The sequence below is a fragment of the Caminibacter sp. genome, from assembly GCF_053999135.1.
This window is the reverse complement of record NZ_JBMXVQ010000026.1, coordinates 1-15,122: the sequence shown is the minus strand read 5'-3', so window position 1 is coordinate 15,122 and position 15,122 is coordinate 1. Positions and strand designations below refer to the sequence as shown.

The window sequence follows — 15,122 nt, the reverse complement described above, 5'->3', positions numbered from 1 at the left end:
AGAAAAGAAATGGACGAAGCTCAAGCTGGTGACAACGTAGGGGTACTTCTAAGAGGTATCGGAAAAGACGAAGTTGAAAGAGGTATGGTTCTTGCAAAACCAGGAAGTATTACACCTCATACAAAATTCGAAGCAGAAGTTTACGCATTAACTAAAGAAGAGGGTGGAAGACATAAACCGTTCTTTAACGGATACAGACCGCAATTCTACATCAGAACAACTGACGTAACTGGTACTATTCAATTACCAGAAGGTGTAGAAATGGTTATGCCTGGTGATAACGTAAAATTAACTGTAGAATTAATCGCTCCAATCGCACTTGAAGAAGGTACAAGATTCGCTATCAGAGAAGGTGGTAGAACTGTAGGTGCTGGAGTTGTTACTAAAATTATAGAATAAGGGCTTTCCCCTTATTTTTAAAGGATAATGATGAGAGAAATTATTCATCTAAAATGTACTGAGTGTGGGAGATTTAATTACCACACTACAAAAGAAAAAAGAAAACATCCTGAAAAGTTTGAAATTAGAAAATACTGTAAATGGTGTAATAAACACACTGTTCACAAAGAATCTAAACTTTAATTTTGGGCTTTTTGCCCTTTCATTAGACTCTATAAAGTAGGGTCTAATGAGCGGGCGTAGCTCAGTTGGCTAGAGCGTCAGCCTTCCAAGCTGAGGGTCGCGGGTTCGAGTCCCGTCGCCCGCTCCACTTAGGGCAGTAGCTCCAATGGTAGAGCGGCGGTCTCCAAAACCGCTTGTTGGGGGTTCGAGTCCCTCCTGCCCTGCCATCAAAATGCCAATTTTTGGAAGAGGTTTGTTATGAACAAAATAAAAGCTTTTATAGATTATGTTAAAGCTGCAAAAGCTGAATTAGATAAAGTTATTTTTCCGACACCTAATGAAGTAAAGCAGGCTTTTATTTCTGTAGTAGTAATTGTAACTGTTGTTACACTGTTTTTAAGTTTAGTGGATTTAATAATGAGCGGAATTCTTAAAGTAGTATTATAAGGATAAATATGGCTGAAAATAAAAATATGCAATGGTATGCTCTTCAAGTTTATTCTGGAAGTGAACTTGCCGTAAAAAAAGCTATTGAAAACTTAAAAAAAGAGCTTCATTTAGAAGATAAAATAGGTCAGGTAATAGTGCCTACAGAAGAAGTTATAGAAGTAAAAAACGGTAAGAAAAAAATATATGAAAGAAGTATTTATCCTGGATATGTGTTTTTAGAAGCCGATTTGGATACTGCACTTTGGCATAAAATTCAATCTCTTCCAAAAGTTGGTAGATTCATTGGTGAATCTAAAAAGCCAACTCCTCTTAAAAAAGAAGATATAGAGCTTATTTTACAAAAAGCAAAACAAAAATCTGCACCTAAACCTAAGGTTAGTTTTGAAGAAGGTGAAGTTGTAAGAATCATAGACGGTCCTTTTGCTAACTTTACAGGTGAGGTTGAAGATTTTGATTATGAAAAAGGTATGCTAAAACTAAATGTTACCATTTTTGGTAGAAGCACGCCTGTAGAAATACATTACACAAAAGTAGAAAAAATTGTATAAAGGATAAGGGATGGCAAAAAAAGTAGTAGAGGTTCTTAAACTTCAAATCCCAGCAGGTAAAGCAAATCCATCACCTCCGGTAGGTCCGGCACTAGGACAAAGAGGTATTAACATTATGGAATTCTGTAAAGCGTTTAATGAAAAAACAAAAGATATGATGGGCTTTACAATTCCTGTTGAAATTACAGTATATAGTGATAGAAGCTTTACATTTATCACTAAACAACCGCCAGCGACTGACTTTTTGAAAAAAGCTGCCGGTATTACAAAAGGTAGTTCAAATCCTCTTAAAGAAAAAGTTGGAAAAATTACAAAAGCTCAGCTTAGAGAAATAGCTGAGAAAAAACTTCCAGATTTAAATACTGATGATGTTGAAGTTGCAATGAAAACTATTGCTGGAAGTGCAAGAAGTATGGGAATAGAAATAGTAGATTAATACCACCTGAGTGGAAGCAAAAAATTGCGTAGGAGTGAAAATGGCAAAAAAACATGGTAAAAGATATCAAGAGCTCTTAAAGAAAATAGATAAAGACGTATATTCTTTAAAAGAAGCTGTTGAAAAAGTAAAAGAATTAAAATCTGCAAAATTTGACGAAACTGTTGAACTTGCGCTTAGACTTGGTGTTGACCCAAGACATGCTGATCAAATGATTAGAGGTAGTGTAGTATTGCCTCACGGAACAGGAAAAGAAGTAAAAGTTGCTGTTCTTGCAAAAGATGACAAAGCAGAAGAGGCTAAAGCTGCAGGGGCTGATATTGTAGGAGAAGATGAAATTCTGGAAATGATCCAAAATGGAAATCTTGATTTTGATATTTTGATAGCAACGCCTGATATGATGGGTAAACTTGGAAGATTCGGTAAAATTTTAGGACCTAAAGGTCTTATGCCAAACCCTAAAACAGGAACAGTTACTGTAGATGTTGCTACTGCTGTTAAAAATGCAAAAGCAGGTCAAGTTAATTTTAGAGTTGACAAAAAAGGTAATATGCACGTAGGAATCGGGAAAGCGAGTTTTACACCTGAGCAGTTGCTTGAAAATGCGATTGCATTCGTAGAAAAAATTAATAAAATGAAACCGGCAAGTGCTAAGGGAAGATATATTCAAAACGCGGCACTAAGCCTTACTATGAGTCCAAGCGTTAAACTAGACGTTAACGAATTAGCAGAATATAAATAAACACTAGGCAAAGGTGCCTAAGTCCAAGTGACTTAGAAAGCAGGAGGCTTTAAAAGCCTTAATTTCCTGCCGAGTCTAAGAGAAAGGAGCTTTATGAAAAAAGAATTAAAACAACAAATTGTTGAAGAGCTTTCTAAAGAATTTACCAATGAAGTAAGTATTTTTTATGCTGATTTTAAAGGTCAGAGGGTAAAGGATTTAGAAACTTTAAGAAAAGCTGTTAGAGAAGCGGGAGGAAAAGCAAAAGTAGTAAAAAATACGCTTGCTAGAATTGCTCTTAAAAATAATGGAATCGAAGCTGATTTTGAAGAAAACAATATTTTTATATGGGGTGAGGACCAAATCACTCTTGCTAAAATAATTACAAAACACGCAAAAGATTTTAAAGACAGTTTTAAAATTAAGGGTGCCGTAGTTGAAGGTGAAGTTAAAGATGCCGCATATGTAGAAGAAGTAAGTAAACTTCCTACAAAAGATGAATTACTTGGTATGGTTGCATTTATGATGAAATCTCCTGTTGCAAAATTTGCATGGGGACTTCAAAAACTGATTGAAAAAAAAGAACAAGAATAAAAATAAAATAAAAAATAGGAGGAGTAGTTATGGCATGTACATTTGAACAAATTTTAGAAACTATTGAAAACTTAACAGTTAAAGAATTAAACGAGTTAGTAAAACTTTTTGAAGAAAAGTTTGAAGTTAGCGCACAACCTACAGTAGTAGCCGGTGCTGGAGCAGCAGGTGGAGAAGCAGCTGAGGAGAAAACTGAGTTTGATGTAATCTTAAAAGACCCAGGTGCTAAAAAAATTAACGTAATTAAAGTTGTAAGACAAATTACTGGTGCAGGGCTTAAAGAAGCTAAAGAGATGGTAGACGGTGCACCTACTACAATTAAAGAAGCAGTAAGCAAAGAAGAAGCGGAAGAAATCAAAAAAGCACTAGAAGAAGCGGGAGCTACAGTAGAAGTTAAATAATTTCTTCCTTGCTTTTTTTCGTTTTTTTTGATATAAAATAATTTATTTAATAATTTCTACAACAAAATCTCACCCAGGAGCGCCTATGCTAAACCAATTAAAATCAGCTAATAGATTAAGACTTGATTTTTCAAAAATCCCTCAAATATTGGATATTCCTAATCTTTTACATCTTCAGCAAAATTCGTTTAAAGATTTTATAAATCCTGAAGAACCTGAAAAGAGTGGAATTCATAAAGTGTTTAAATCAATGTTTCCAATTACAGATGCCCAAAACAGAATTACACTTGAATATGCAGGAATTGAATTTAAAAAGCCTAAATATACGGTTAGAGAATGTATGGAAAAAGGCCTTACATATTCTATTCCGATTAAAATAAAAATAAGACTTATATTACATGAAAGAGATGAAAAAACGGGTGAAAAAATAGGTATTAAAGATATAAAAGAACAAACCCTATTTATTAGAGACATTCCTTTAATGACGGAAAGAACCAGTTTTATTATAAACGGGGTTGAAAGAGTTATTGTTAATCAGCTTCACAGAAGTCCGGGAGTTATATTTAAGCAAGAAGAAGCTCAAAATTCGAATAAACTATTGTATTCTGCTCAGATTATTCCGGATAGAGGAAGCTGGGTATATTTTGAATATGACGTAAAAGATGTTTTATATGTAAGAGTTAATAAAAGAAGAAAAGTACCTGTTACAATCTTACTTCGAGCTATGGATTATAGCAAAGAAGATATTTTAAAAATGTTTTATCCTTTAATAGATATTTATGTAAAAAATAATATGTTTTTAATGCCTACATCTCAATTAGAAGTAGGAAAATTTGATTATGACTTAAAAGATGAAAACGGAAATGTAATACTTCCTGCCGGAAAAAGACTTACTAAAAGAAAATTAAAAGAGCTTCAAGAAAAATACGAATTTGTTGAATATCCTATAGATTTGCTTCTTGATAGACATTTAGCAGAGCCTATTTACGACCCGCTAACAGGGGAAATTTTATTTGATACCTTAACTGTTTTAAATGAAGTTAAACTTAAAAAAATAGCCGAATCTCAAATAGAGCATTTTAAAATCGTTAATGATTTAGCAGATGGGGTTGATGATGGAATTTTAAGAGCTTTTCATCAAGATATAGAAACTTTAAAAATTTTAAAACAGACTGAAGGTATTGAAAACGAAAACGATTTGGCAAGAATTAGAATTTATAAGGTAATGAGACCAGGTGAGCCTGCGAATCCTCAAACGGCAAAAGAACTGTTTGAAAAACTGTTTTTTGACCCGGAAAGATATGATTTGACAAAAGTCGGTCGTATGAAAATGAACCATAAACTTGGTTTAAACGTACCTGATGAAGTAACCGTTTTAACTTACCAAGATATTATTAAAACTATTCAATATTTAATTGGAGTAAAAAACGGTGTAGGTCAAATAGATGATAGAGACCATTTAGGAAACAGAAGAATTAGAAGTATAGGTGAGCTTTTAGCAAATAAACTTCAAGACGGTCTTGCTAAAATGCAAAAAACTATTAAAGATAAAATGACTACGGTTACCAATGTTAACGATTTATTACCGATGGATTTAGTAAATACAAAACTTGTAACCACTACAATTTTAGACTTTTTTGCAACAGGTCAGCTTTCTCAGTTTATGGACCAAACGAACCCATTAAGCGAAGTTGCCCATAAAAGAAGATTATCCGCTCTTGGTGAAGGCGGAGTTACAAGAGAAAGGGCCGGATTTGAAATCAGGGACGTTCATCCAAGTCATTACGGTAGAATTTGTCCTATTGAAACACCTGAAGGTCAAAATATCGGTCTTGTAAATACACTCTCAACCTATGCGAAAGTAAATGAGTTTGGATTTATCGAATCTCCTTACAGAGTTGTAAAAGACGGACGTGTTACGGATGAAATTGTTTATTTAACAGCGACTCAGGAAGAAGAAAAAGTAATTGCTCCGGCATCAGTTAGAATTGATGAGGAAACAGGCGAAATTCTTGAAGATTTAATTGAAGCAAGAAAAGACGGTGAAATTATCTTAGTGGATAAAAAAGAAGTGGACCTTTATGACCTTAACCCTAAAATGATTGTAGGGGTGGGTGCGAGTTTAATTCCATTCTTAGAGCATGACGACGCAAACAGGGCTCTTATGGGTTCTAACATGCAGCGTCAAGGTGTTCCACTGCTTAGAAGTGAAGCGCCGATTGTCGGTACAGGAATGGAAAAATACGTAGCTCGCGATGCATGGCAGATTGTAAAAGCAAAAAGAGGCGGAAAAGTTATTAAAGTAGACGCTAAAAACATCTATATCCTTGGAGAAGATGAAAACGGGGCTTATATAGACCATTATGGGCTTGAAAAATATTTAAGAACAAACCAGAATACATGCTTTGACCAAAGACCTATTGTTAAAGAAGGCGATATTGTAAAAGCCGGAGATGTTATTGCTGATGGCCCTAATATGGATAACGGTGAAATCGCTCTTGGTAAAAATGTTCTTGTTGCTTTTATGCCATGGAACGGATATAACTTTGAGGATGCCATAGTTCTAAGTGAAAGAATTATTAAAGATGATGTGTATACGTCCGTTCATATTTACGAAGAAGTTTGTGAGGTTAGAGAACTTAAACACGGACTTGAAGAGCTTACAGCCGATATTCCGGGGGTAAAACCAGAACATCTTCAACATTTGGATGAAAGCGGAATTATTAAAGTTGGGACATATGTAAAACCCGGTATGATTTTAGTCGGTAAAATTTCTCCAAAAGGCGATGTAAAACCGACACCGGAAGAGAGACTACTTAAATCAATTTTTGGTGATAAGTCTGGTCATGTGGTAAACAGTTCGCTTTACGCTCCTGCTAGTATGGAAGGTGTTGTAATAGACGTTAAGGTTTATACTAAAAAAGGTTATGAACTTGATGAAAGAGCAAGACGCGCTTATGAAGAAGAAAAACAAAAAATAGAAGATATTTATAAAAACAAACTTTCAATTATCGATAAAGAGGAAATGATAGCGTTAAGTACTCTTTTATCTCAAAGGGCTATTGTTAAAGATTTGGAACTTAACGGGAAACATTATAAAGCAGGAGATAAAATTCCAAAAGAAGAGCTTGAAAATATCAATAAATTTCTACTGTTGAGTTTAGTTGAATATTATGATGAAGCTACAAAACAGGAATTTGAAAATATAAAAGCTAAATATCAGGCGGAAAAAGAAAATATAAGAAAAGAGTACGATGAAAAACTAGAAGTACTTGAAAGAGACGATATTCTTCCAAACGGCGTTGCTAAAATGGTTAAAGTTTATATTGCCAATAAAAGGAAAATTAAAGTCGGTGATAAAATGGCGGGTCGACACGGAAACAAAGGTATCGTAAGTATTATTGTTCCTGAAGAAGATATGCCTTATATGAAAGACGGAAAAACAGTTGATATCGTTCTTAATCCGCTTGGGGTTCCGTCAAGGATGAATATCGGGCAGATTCTTGAAGTTCATTTAGGGCTTGTAGGTAAAAAACTTGGAGAACAGATTCAGGATATTCTAAAAGAAAAACAAAACGATATGATGGAAAAACTTAGAGCTAAAATGAAAGAAATAGTAAAAGTGGCTCATTTTGGAGAGCGTTTTGAAAAATTCCTTGATAGTTTGACTAATGAAGAATTATTAAAATATGCTCAGGATTGGGCTAAAGGCGTTAAATTTTCAACTCCGGTTTTTGAAGGGGTAACAGAAGAAGAATTTAAGAAACTGTTTGAAATGGCAGGAATTCCGGAAGACGGTAAAACTCAGCTTTATGACGGAAAAACGGGTGAGCCTATTAAAGAGAGGGTAAATGTCGGATATATGTATATGCTAAAACTTCACCACTTAGTTGATGATAAAGTTCATGCAAGAAGTATAGGACCATACTCTCTTATTACCCAGCAGCCTGTCGGTGGTAAAGCGCTATTTGGTGGTCAAAGATTTGGGGAAATGGAAGTATGGGCACTTGAAGCATACGGTGCGGCATATAACCTTAAAGAGATGTTAACTACTAAATCAGATGACGTTGAAGGTAGAAATAAAGCCTACAGAGCACTGACAAGAGGTGAAAATGTACCTATTGAGGGATTATCTGAAACATTTTTTGTTTTAAGCAAAGAACTTAGAGCTCTTGGCCTTGATTTAGAGTTTTATAAAAAGGAAGAGGACAATGAAGAAATTTAAATATATCAAACTTGACTGGGACGAAGAGACAAGACCGCAGGACATTGATGCGGTTCAGGTAAAAATAGCATCTCCAGAAGAGATTCTTTCTTGGTCTCACGGTGAGGTTAAAAAACCGGAAACTATAAACTATCGTACATTAAAGCCTGAGAGAGACGGGCTTTTTTGTGCAAAAATTTTCGGTCCTATTAATGATTATGAATGTCTTTGCGGTAAATATAAAAAAATGCGCTACAAAGGAATTGTTTGTGAAAAATGTGGGGTAAAAGTTACATCAAGTAAAGTAAGACGTGAACGATTCGGGCATATCGAACTTGTAACTCCTGTGGCGCATATCTGGTATGTATCTAACCTTCCAAGTAGAATAGGGACTCTTCTTGATATTAAAATGAAAGACCTTGAGAGGGTACTTTATTATGAAGCGTATGTAGTTTACGAACCAGGTGATGCTCCCGTAAAAAGAGGTGATGTACTTGTAGAGGAAGAATATAGAAAACTTATAGAGCTTTACGGAGATACAGGTTTTCATGCCGAAATGGGAGCCGAAATTATCAGAAAAATGCTTGAAGAACTTGATTTGCCTGAAATGTATTATTCGTTAAAAGAAGAGCTTAAAAATACAAAAAGCGAGGCCAGAAAAAAAGATATTGTTAAAAAACTTAAAATTGTTGAAGGTTTCTTAAATAGTGATAACAGACCTGAATGGATGATAATGTCTGTAATTCCTGTACTTCCGCCAGACCTACGTCCTCTTGTCGCGCTTGACGGAGGTAAATTTGCGGTTGCCGATGTTAACGACCTGTATAGAAGGGTAATTCATAGAAACCAAAGACTTAAAAGGCTAATCGAACTAGACGCCCCTGAGATTATTATCAGAAACGAAAAAAGAATGCTTCAAGAAGCTGTTGACGCGCTTTTTGACAACGGTAGACGTGGAAATACGATTAAAGGTGCTAATAAAAGGCCTCTAAAATCGCTTAGCGATATTATTAAAGGTAAAACGGGTAGATTTAGACAAAACCTTCTTGGTAAAAGGGTTGATTATTCGGGAAGAAGTGTTATTGTGGTCGGACCAAACCTTAGAATGGACCAATGCGGTCTTCCTAAGAAAATGGCGTTAGAGTTATTTAAACCGCATTTAATTGGTAAACTTCAGGAAAAAGGTTATGCTACGACAATTAAACAGGCAAAAAGACATATTGAAGAAAAAACACCTGAAGTTTGGGAGTGTCTGCAAGAGGTTGTTGACCAGTATCCTGTGCTTTTAAACAGGGCGCCTACACTTCATAAATTGTCAATTCAGGCGTTTCACCCGGTACTTATTGACGGAAATGCCATTCAATTACATCCGTTAGTTTGTGCGGCGTTTAACGCGGACTTTGACGGTGACCAAATGGCGGTACACGTGCCTTTAAGTCAAGAGGCTATTGCTGAAGCTAAAATTTTAATGTTAAGTTCTATGAACATTCTATTACCGGCTTCAGGTAAAGCTATTGCCGTACCTAGCCAGGATATGGTACTTGGAGTTTATTATATTTCACTTGTAAAAGACGGAGTAAAAGGTGAGCATAAACTGTTTGCAAATCCTGAGGAAGTATTAATAGCATTTGATGAAGGTGCCGTTGATTTACATGCAAAAATAAAGGTAAAAGTAAAAGGCGAAATTGTAGAAACTACGCCTGGTAGAATGATTTTACATTCAATTACGCCTGATTTTGTACCTGTTGAAATGTATAATAAAATTATGAAGAAAAAAGACATATCTTCGCTTGTAGATTATGTTTACAAAGTTGGAGGTCTTAAAGTAACGGCTGAATTTTTGGATAAGCTTAAAAATTTAGGTTTCAGATATGCGGCAAAAGTAGGGGTATCTATTTCTATGGCAGATATCATCGTTCCTGAAGATAAACCAAAAATTATCGAAGAGGCTCTTAAAAAAGTAAAAGAAGTTCAGGAGCAATATAAAAAAGGTCTTTTAACCGAGCAGGAAAGATACAATAAGATTATCGATATCTGGACTAAAGTGGATAATGATATTAAAGAAAAACTTCTTGAAATTATGAAAAAAGACAAAGACGGATTTAACTCTATTTATATGATGGCCGACTCTGGGGCTAGAGGTAGTGCGTCTCAGATTAAACAGTTAGCCGGTATGAGGGGGCTTATGGCAAAACCTAACGGTGAAATTATTGAAACTCCAATTATTTCAAACTTTAAAGAAGGTCTAAACGTTCTTGAGTTTTTTATTTCAACTCACGGTGCGAGAAAAGGTCTTGCCGATACTGCGCTTAAGACAGCAAGTGCGGGGTATCTGACAAGAAAACTTGTTGACGTGTCTCAAAACTTTAGAGTCATTATGGAAGATTGTGGAACTCATGAAGGTGTTGAGGTAACTGACATTACGGACGGGTCAACGCTGGTTGAGAGTCTTGAAGAGAGAATTTACGGAAGAGTCTTAGCCGATGATGTATACGACCCTATTACTAACGAAGTGCTTTATACCGAAGGTACGTTAATTACTGAAGAAGAAGCAAAAGAAATCGTCAGAAAAGGTGTAAAATCAGTCAAAATTAGAAGTGCTTTAACTTGTAAAGCGCCAAAAGGTATATGTGCTAAGTGTTACGGAATGAACCTGGCTGAGAGACGTCTTGTAAAAGTGGGTGAGGCTGTAGGTATTATTGCGGCTCAGTCTATTGGGGAACCTGGTACTCAGCTAACACTTAGAACGTTCCATACAGGTGGTATCGCCGGGTCAACTCAGGAAGAGAGACAAATAGTTGCAAGTAAATACGGTTATATCAGATATTACAATATTGAAACATATAACAGAGACGGTAAAAAAATTGTAGCCAACAGACGTAATGCGGCTGTGCTTTTGGTGGAGCCAAAACTAAAAGCCCCATGTGACGGGATTGTAAAAATTGAAACACAGCACGAAGAGGTGTTGGTGGAAGTTCATTGTGATGATGGAACAATCAAAAGATATTCTTTAAGAAAAAATGATATCGTTAAAGGTACAGAACTTGCTGGAATTGCCGGAAAAACAGAAGGGAAACTTTATATTCCTTATAAAAACGCTTCTGTTAAAAAAGACGATGCTATAGTTGAGGTAATAAAAGAAGCATGGTATGTTCCGCAACGTATTCCATACGGAGCTGAGCTTAAAGTTGATGACAATGAGCCGGTTCCTATGAAAGTAGAAAGTAAAGCCAGCGGTATTGTTAAATATTATAAATTGACAGGTGACCATCTTGAGAGAGTTTACGACCTAAAAGCCGGAACTGAAATAGGCCTTGACAATGAATATAAAGGTCTGTTTGCGGTAATCGTTGATGAAAACGACAGAGAAGCGGACAGATATTATATTGTAAGAGGAAGTAAAATTTTAAAAGATGATAACGCGCCTGTAAAAGCGGGAGAAGTTATTGCCGAACCTATTAGCGGTGAGAGCAAGGTAATTGCCGAGTGGGATCCGTTTGCCAACCCAATCTTAGCGGAAGCTGACGGTGTTGTTAAATTTGAAGATGTAATTGACGGATTTACGGTAACTACTCAAATTGACGAATTAACGGGTGAATCAAGAATTATTGTAAAAGAGTATTTACCAAAAGGATATCATCCAAGAATTATTTTAGCGGCAAAAGACAGAGTTTATGAATATGTACTTGAGCCAAAAACAGTTATTCATGTCCAAGAAGGTACTGAAGTTAAACAAGGTGATATTTTAGCTAAAACACCAAAAGCAGTTGCAAAATCAACGGATATTACAGGAGGTCTTCCAAGAGTTAACGAACTATTTGAAGCAAGACGTCCTAAATCACCGGCTATTATCAGTGAAATAGACGGGATTGTAAAATTTGGAAAATCTATTAGAGGAAAACAAAGACTAATAGTTGAGGGTGAGAGTGCCGTTAAAGAATATCTAGTACCAGCTGATAGACAAATTTTGGTTCACGAAGGCGATTTTGTTCATGCAGGTGAGAGACTAACAGACGGTCAAATTTCAAGTTATGATATTTTAAATATCCTTGGGGAAAAGGCGCTTCAACAATATATTGTTGCCGAAGTTCAAAAAGTATACAGACTTCAAGGGGTTAATATTAATGATAAACATATCGAACTTATCGTAAATCAAATGTTAAGACAGGTTAGAATTGTAGATAGCGGAGATACTAAGTTTATCGAAGGTGATTTGGTAAGTCGAAAGATGTTTAACGAAGAAAACGAAAGAATTAAAAAATTCGGCGGTGAACCTGCTATTGCCGAACCGGTATTAGTCGGTATTACAAGAGCGGCGATTCAAAGTGACAGTTTCATTTCTGCCGCTTCATTCCAGGAAACAACAAGAGTACTTACTGAAGCTAGTATTCAAGGGAAATTCGATTATCTTGAAGACTTTAAAGAAAATATCGTACTTGGAAGGGTTGTGCCTGTAGGTACAGGAATGTTTTATCATAAAGACAGAGATCTTAAACTTGATCATATCGGAGAGGATGAATAATCCTCTTTCCTTTTTATAAGGAAAAAATTATTTGTAAATCTTCATAAATCTTGATATAATTCCGCACTAAAAACTATTCAAAATTTCAGAAAAAAGGAAGCGAATGCCTACTATAAACCAATTAGTAAGAAAAGGTAGAAAAAAAGTTATCAAAAAATCAAAGTCACCTGCGCTTGTAAGCTGTCCTCAAAGAAGAGGGGTTTGTACGAGAGTTTATACCACTACTCCTAAAAAACCTAACTCAGCTTTGAGAAAAGTTGCAAAAGTCAGACTTACTAGCGGATATGAAGTAATTAGTTACATCCCGGGTGAAGGTCACAACCTACAAGAACACAGCATTGTACTAGTAAGAGGTGGTAGGGTAAAAGACTTACCAGGGGTTAAATATCACATCGTAAGAGGTGCTTTAGATACTGCCGGTGTTAAAGGAAGAGTTCACTCTAGAAGTAAATACGGAACTAAAAAATCTGAAGCCGGTAAAAAATAATTTACTTTAAAATAGGTTAAAGAAGCTCAAAACGCAATAGTTGGTTTTGGTTATAGTAGGAGCGATATTAAATGGATAATGTAAAATGTAAAATGGAAAATTTTCCATTTTCAATTGTTGAATTTTCCATTGAATTTGCTCCTCACTGCCAAAAGGTAGAGTAAGTCCTGTGAAATGCAGGGTAAAAAACTGAAGAGAAGGAGAATTTTATGAGAAGAAGAAGAGCCCCAAAAAGACCTGTAATGCCGGATCCGGTATATAACAGCGAAGTAGTTACAAAATTTATTAACAAAGTTATGTGGGACGGAAAAAAAACATTAGCTGAAAAAATCGTATACGGTGCTATTGAAAAATTAAACGAAAAAGGCGAAGAAAAAGGAATTGACGTTTTCTTTAAAGCAATTGAAAATGTAAAACCTTTACTTGAAGTTAGAAGCCGTAGAGTTGGTGGTGCCACATACCAGGTTCCTATGGAAGTAAGACCAGAAAGACAACAAACTTTAGCAATTAGATGGATTGTTGACGCGGCAAGAAACAGAAACGAAAGAACTATGGTAGAAAGACTTGCTAACGAACTTTGGGATGCTGCGAATGAAAGAGGAGCGGCATTTAAGAAAAGAGAAGATACTCATAGAATGGCAGAAGCTAACAAAGCGTTTGCTCACTACAGATGGTAAAAACAAATTGAAAATTATAAATGGAAAATGGAAAATGAGCTTCAAGTTTTTCCTTTTCTTTTTTCTTCATAATCTACAACTACAAATTTACACAAGGAGAATATAATGCCAAGAAAGACGCCTATTGAGAAGGTTAGAAATATCGGTATCGCAGCTCACATCGACGCGGGAAAAACCACTACAACTGAGAGAATTCTTTATTACACAGGTGTAAGTCATAAAATCGGTGAGGTGCACGAAGGTGCAGCTACTATGGACTGGATGGAACAAGAAAAAGAAAGAGGTATTACTATAACTTCTGCATGTACTCAATGTACATGGAAAGGATATATATTAAATATCATTGATACACCCGGTCATGTTGATTTCACAATTGAGGTAGAAAGAGCTATCAGAGTTCTTGATGGTGCAGTTGCTCTTTTCTGCGCTGTTGGGGGCGTTGAACCCCAGTCCGAGACCGTTTGGCGACAGGCTGATAAATATAAAGTCCCCCGCATTGCTTTTGTTAATAAAATGGACCGTGTTGGGGCTGATTTTTTTGGCGTTGTAGATATGATGATTAAAAAATTAGGAGTCCATCCGGTAGTTATGCAAATTCCCATTGGTTCTGCTGAAACTTTTAGGGGGGTTATTGATCTCGTAATGATGAAAGCTTATATATGGTCAGAAGATAGTATAAAAAAGGAAAAAGGAGCAGTTTATGATATAACTGAAATACCGGATGAGTATAGAAAACAAGCAGAGGAATATAGAGAAAAACTCCTTGAATCAGTAGCTGAGTATGATGAAGAATTTATGGAACTCTATCTGTATGGGGAAAAAATAGAAGAAAAACAACTGAAAAAAGCTCTTAGAAAAATTGTTATTGACACTAATGTTACTCCTGTTTTTTGCGGTTCTGCTTATAAAAATATAGGTGTTCAACCTCTTCTTGATGCTATCTGTGATTATTTACCGTCTCCATTAGATTTACCTCCTGTTAAAGGATTTCACCCGGATACAAAAGAGGAAATTATTCGTCATCCCGATGTTAATGAACCTTTTACTGCCCTTGCTTTTAAAATAATGGCTGATCCATACATGGGAAAATTAACATTTATAAGAATTTATTCTGGAAAATTGGAATCTAATTCTTATGTATATAATGCAAATACCCGCTCTATTGAAAGAGTAGGACGCCTTGTCCGTATGCATGCAAATAAAAAAGAAGATGTGAAAGTTGCTTATCCCGGCAATATCTGTGCTATTATTGGTATAAAAAATGTATCTACTGGTCATACTTTATGCACTCCTGATGATCCAATAATTCTGGAAGCTATGGAGTTTCCTGAACCTGTAATTTCTATTTCTATTGAACCTAAATCTAAAGCTGATCAAGAAAGACTTTCTAAAGGTTTGGCTGCTCTTGCAGAAGAGGATCCATCTTTCAAAGTTAAAGTAGATGAAGAAACAGGCCAAACTATAATTTCTGGTATGGGAGAATTGCATTTAGAAATTATTGTTGATAGATTAAAAAGAGAA

Annotated in this window: 13 protein-coding genes and 2 tRNA genes; all 15 read left to right on the top strand. The window is 35.6% G+C overall.

Features of this window, described 5'->3' with window-relative positions; translation table 11 throughout:
- On the top strand, nucleotides 1–399 hold a 399-nt coding region (locus ACXJH6_RS02315), incomplete at its 5' end, for an EF-Tu C-terminal domain-related protein (protein ID WP_456470155.1).
- A 30-nt stretch (nucleotides 400–429) separates the two neighbouring features.
- On the top strand, nucleotides 430–582 hold the full coding sequence (rpmG, locus tag ACXJH6_RS02310; RefSeq protein WP_096260133.1) for a 50S ribosomal protein L33: 153 nt from the start codon (nucleotides 430–432) through the stop codon (nucleotides 580–582).
- Between the two features lie 50 nt (nucleotides 583–632).
- Nucleotides 633–709 (top strand) — tRNA-Gly (locus ACXJH6_RS02305).
- 3 nt (nucleotides 710–712) lie between these two features.
- Nucleotides 713–788, top strand: a tRNA-Trp gene (locus ACXJH6_RS02300).
- A gap of 31 nt (nucleotides 789–819) precedes the next feature.
- Complete coding sequence (secE, locus tag ACXJH6_RS02295; RefSeq protein ID WP_456470154.1) at nucleotides 820–1,008, top strand: preprotein translocase subunit SecE; 189 nt, start codon at nucleotides 820–822, stop codon at nucleotides 1,006–1,008.
- A gap of 8 nt (nucleotides 1,009–1,016) precedes the next feature.
- Nucleotides 1,017–1,559 carry a transcription termination/antitermination protein NusG gene (nusG, locus tag ACXJH6_RS02290; protein ID WP_456470153.1) on the top strand — a complete coding sequence of 181 codons (543 nt, stop codon included), beginning with the start codon at nucleotides 1,017–1,019 and terminating at the stop codon, nucleotides 1,557–1,559.
- 10 nt (nucleotides 1,560–1,569) lie between these two features.
- Nucleotides 1,570–1,995, top strand: a complete 426-nt coding sequence (gene rplK / locus ACXJH6_RS02285; RefSeq protein ID WP_456470152.1) for a 50S ribosomal protein L11 — start codon at nucleotides 1,570–1,572, stop codon at nucleotides 1,993–1,995.
- Nucleotides 1,996–2,035: 40 nt separating this feature from the next.
- Complete coding sequence (gene rplA, locus ACXJH6_RS02280) at nucleotides 2,036–2,737, top strand: 50S ribosomal protein L1 (protein WP_456470151.1); 702 nt, start codon at nucleotides 2,036–2,038, stop codon at nucleotides 2,735–2,737.
- A gap of 93 nt (nucleotides 2,738–2,830) precedes the next feature.
- Nucleotides 2,831–3,310 (top strand): 50S ribosomal protein L10, encoded by a 480-nt coding sequence (rplJ, locus tag ACXJH6_RS02275; RefSeq protein ID WP_456470150.1) that lies wholly within the window; start codon nucleotides 2,831–2,833, stop codon nucleotides 3,308–3,310.
- Between the two features lie 29 nt (nucleotides 3,311–3,339).
- Nucleotides 3,340–3,711, top strand: coding sequence for a 50S ribosomal protein L7/L12 (rplL, locus tag ACXJH6_RS02270; RefSeq protein WP_456470149.1), 372 nt, complete (start codon nucleotides 3,340–3,342; stop codon nucleotides 3,709–3,711).
- A gap of 85 nt (nucleotides 3,712–3,796) precedes the next feature.
- Nucleotides 3,797–7,936, top strand: a complete 4,140-nt coding sequence (gene rpoB / locus ACXJH6_RS02265) for a DNA-directed RNA polymerase subunit beta (RefSeq protein ID WP_456470148.1) — start codon at nucleotides 3,797–3,799, stop codon at nucleotides 7,934–7,936.
- On the top strand, nucleotides 7,923–12,437 hold the full coding sequence (rpoC, locus tag ACXJH6_RS02260) for a DNA-directed RNA polymerase subunit beta' (protein WP_456470147.1): 4,515 nt from the start codon (nucleotides 7,923–7,925) through the stop codon (nucleotides 12,435–12,437). Before rpoB ends, rpoC begins: the two co-directional genes overlap by 14 nt.
- A gap of 103 nt (nucleotides 12,438–12,540) precedes the next feature.
- A complete protein-coding gene (gene rpsL, locus ACXJH6_RS02255; RefSeq protein ID WP_007475311.1) occupies nucleotides 12,541–12,924 on the top strand; it encodes a 30S ribosomal protein S12 in 384 nt (127 codons plus the stop codon).
- A gap of 209 nt (nucleotides 12,925–13,133) precedes the next feature.
- Nucleotides 13,134–13,601, top strand: coding sequence for a 30S ribosomal protein S7 (gene rpsG, locus ACXJH6_RS02250; RefSeq protein WP_456470146.1), 468 nt, complete (start codon nucleotides 13,134–13,136; stop codon nucleotides 13,599–13,601).
- A 105-nt stretch (nucleotides 13,602–13,706) separates the two neighbouring features.
- Nucleotides 13,707–15,122, top strand: a 1,416-nt coding sequence (fusA, locus tag ACXJH6_RS02245) for an elongation factor G (protein ID WP_456470145.1), incomplete at its 3' end; no start/stop codon positions are given.

Coding starts and splice junctions, on each gene's coding strand:
- rpmG (WP_096260133.1), top strand. CDS start 430: ATGAGAGAAATTATTCATCTAAAATGTACTGAGTGTGGGAGATTTAAT.
- secE (WP_456470154.1), top strand. CDS start 820: ATGAACAAAATAAAAGCTTTTATAGATTATGTTAAAGCTGCAAAAGCT.
- nusG (WP_456470153.1), top strand. CDS start 1,017: ATGGCTGAAAATAAAAATATGCAATGGTATGCTCTTCAAGTTTATTCT.
- rplK (WP_456470152.1), top strand. CDS start 1,570: ATGGCAAAAAAAGTAGTAGAGGTTCTTAAACTTCAAATCCCAGCAGGT.
- rplA (WP_456470151.1), top strand. CDS start 2,036: ATGGCAAAAAAACATGGTAAAAGATATCAAGAGCTCTTAAAGAAAATA.
- rplJ (WP_456470150.1), top strand. CDS start 2,831: ATGAAAAAAGAATTAAAACAACAAATTGTTGAAGAGCTTTCTAAAGAA.
- rplL (WP_456470149.1), top strand. CDS start 3,340: ATGGCATGTACATTTGAACAAATTTTAGAAACTATTGAAAACTTAACA.
- rpoB (WP_456470148.1), top strand. CDS start 3,797: ATGCTAAACCAATTAAAATCAGCTAATAGATTAAGACTTGATTTTTCA.
- rpoC (WP_456470147.1), top strand. CDS start 7,923: ATGAAGAAATTTAAATATATCAAACTTGACTGGGACGAAGAGACAAGA.
- rpsL (WP_007475311.1), top strand. CDS start 12,541: ATGCCTACTATAAACCAATTAGTAAGAAAAGGTAGAAAAAAAGTTATC.
- rpsG (WP_456470146.1), top strand. CDS start 13,134: ATGAGAAGAAGAAGAGCCCCAAAAAGACCTGTAATGCCGGATCCGGTA.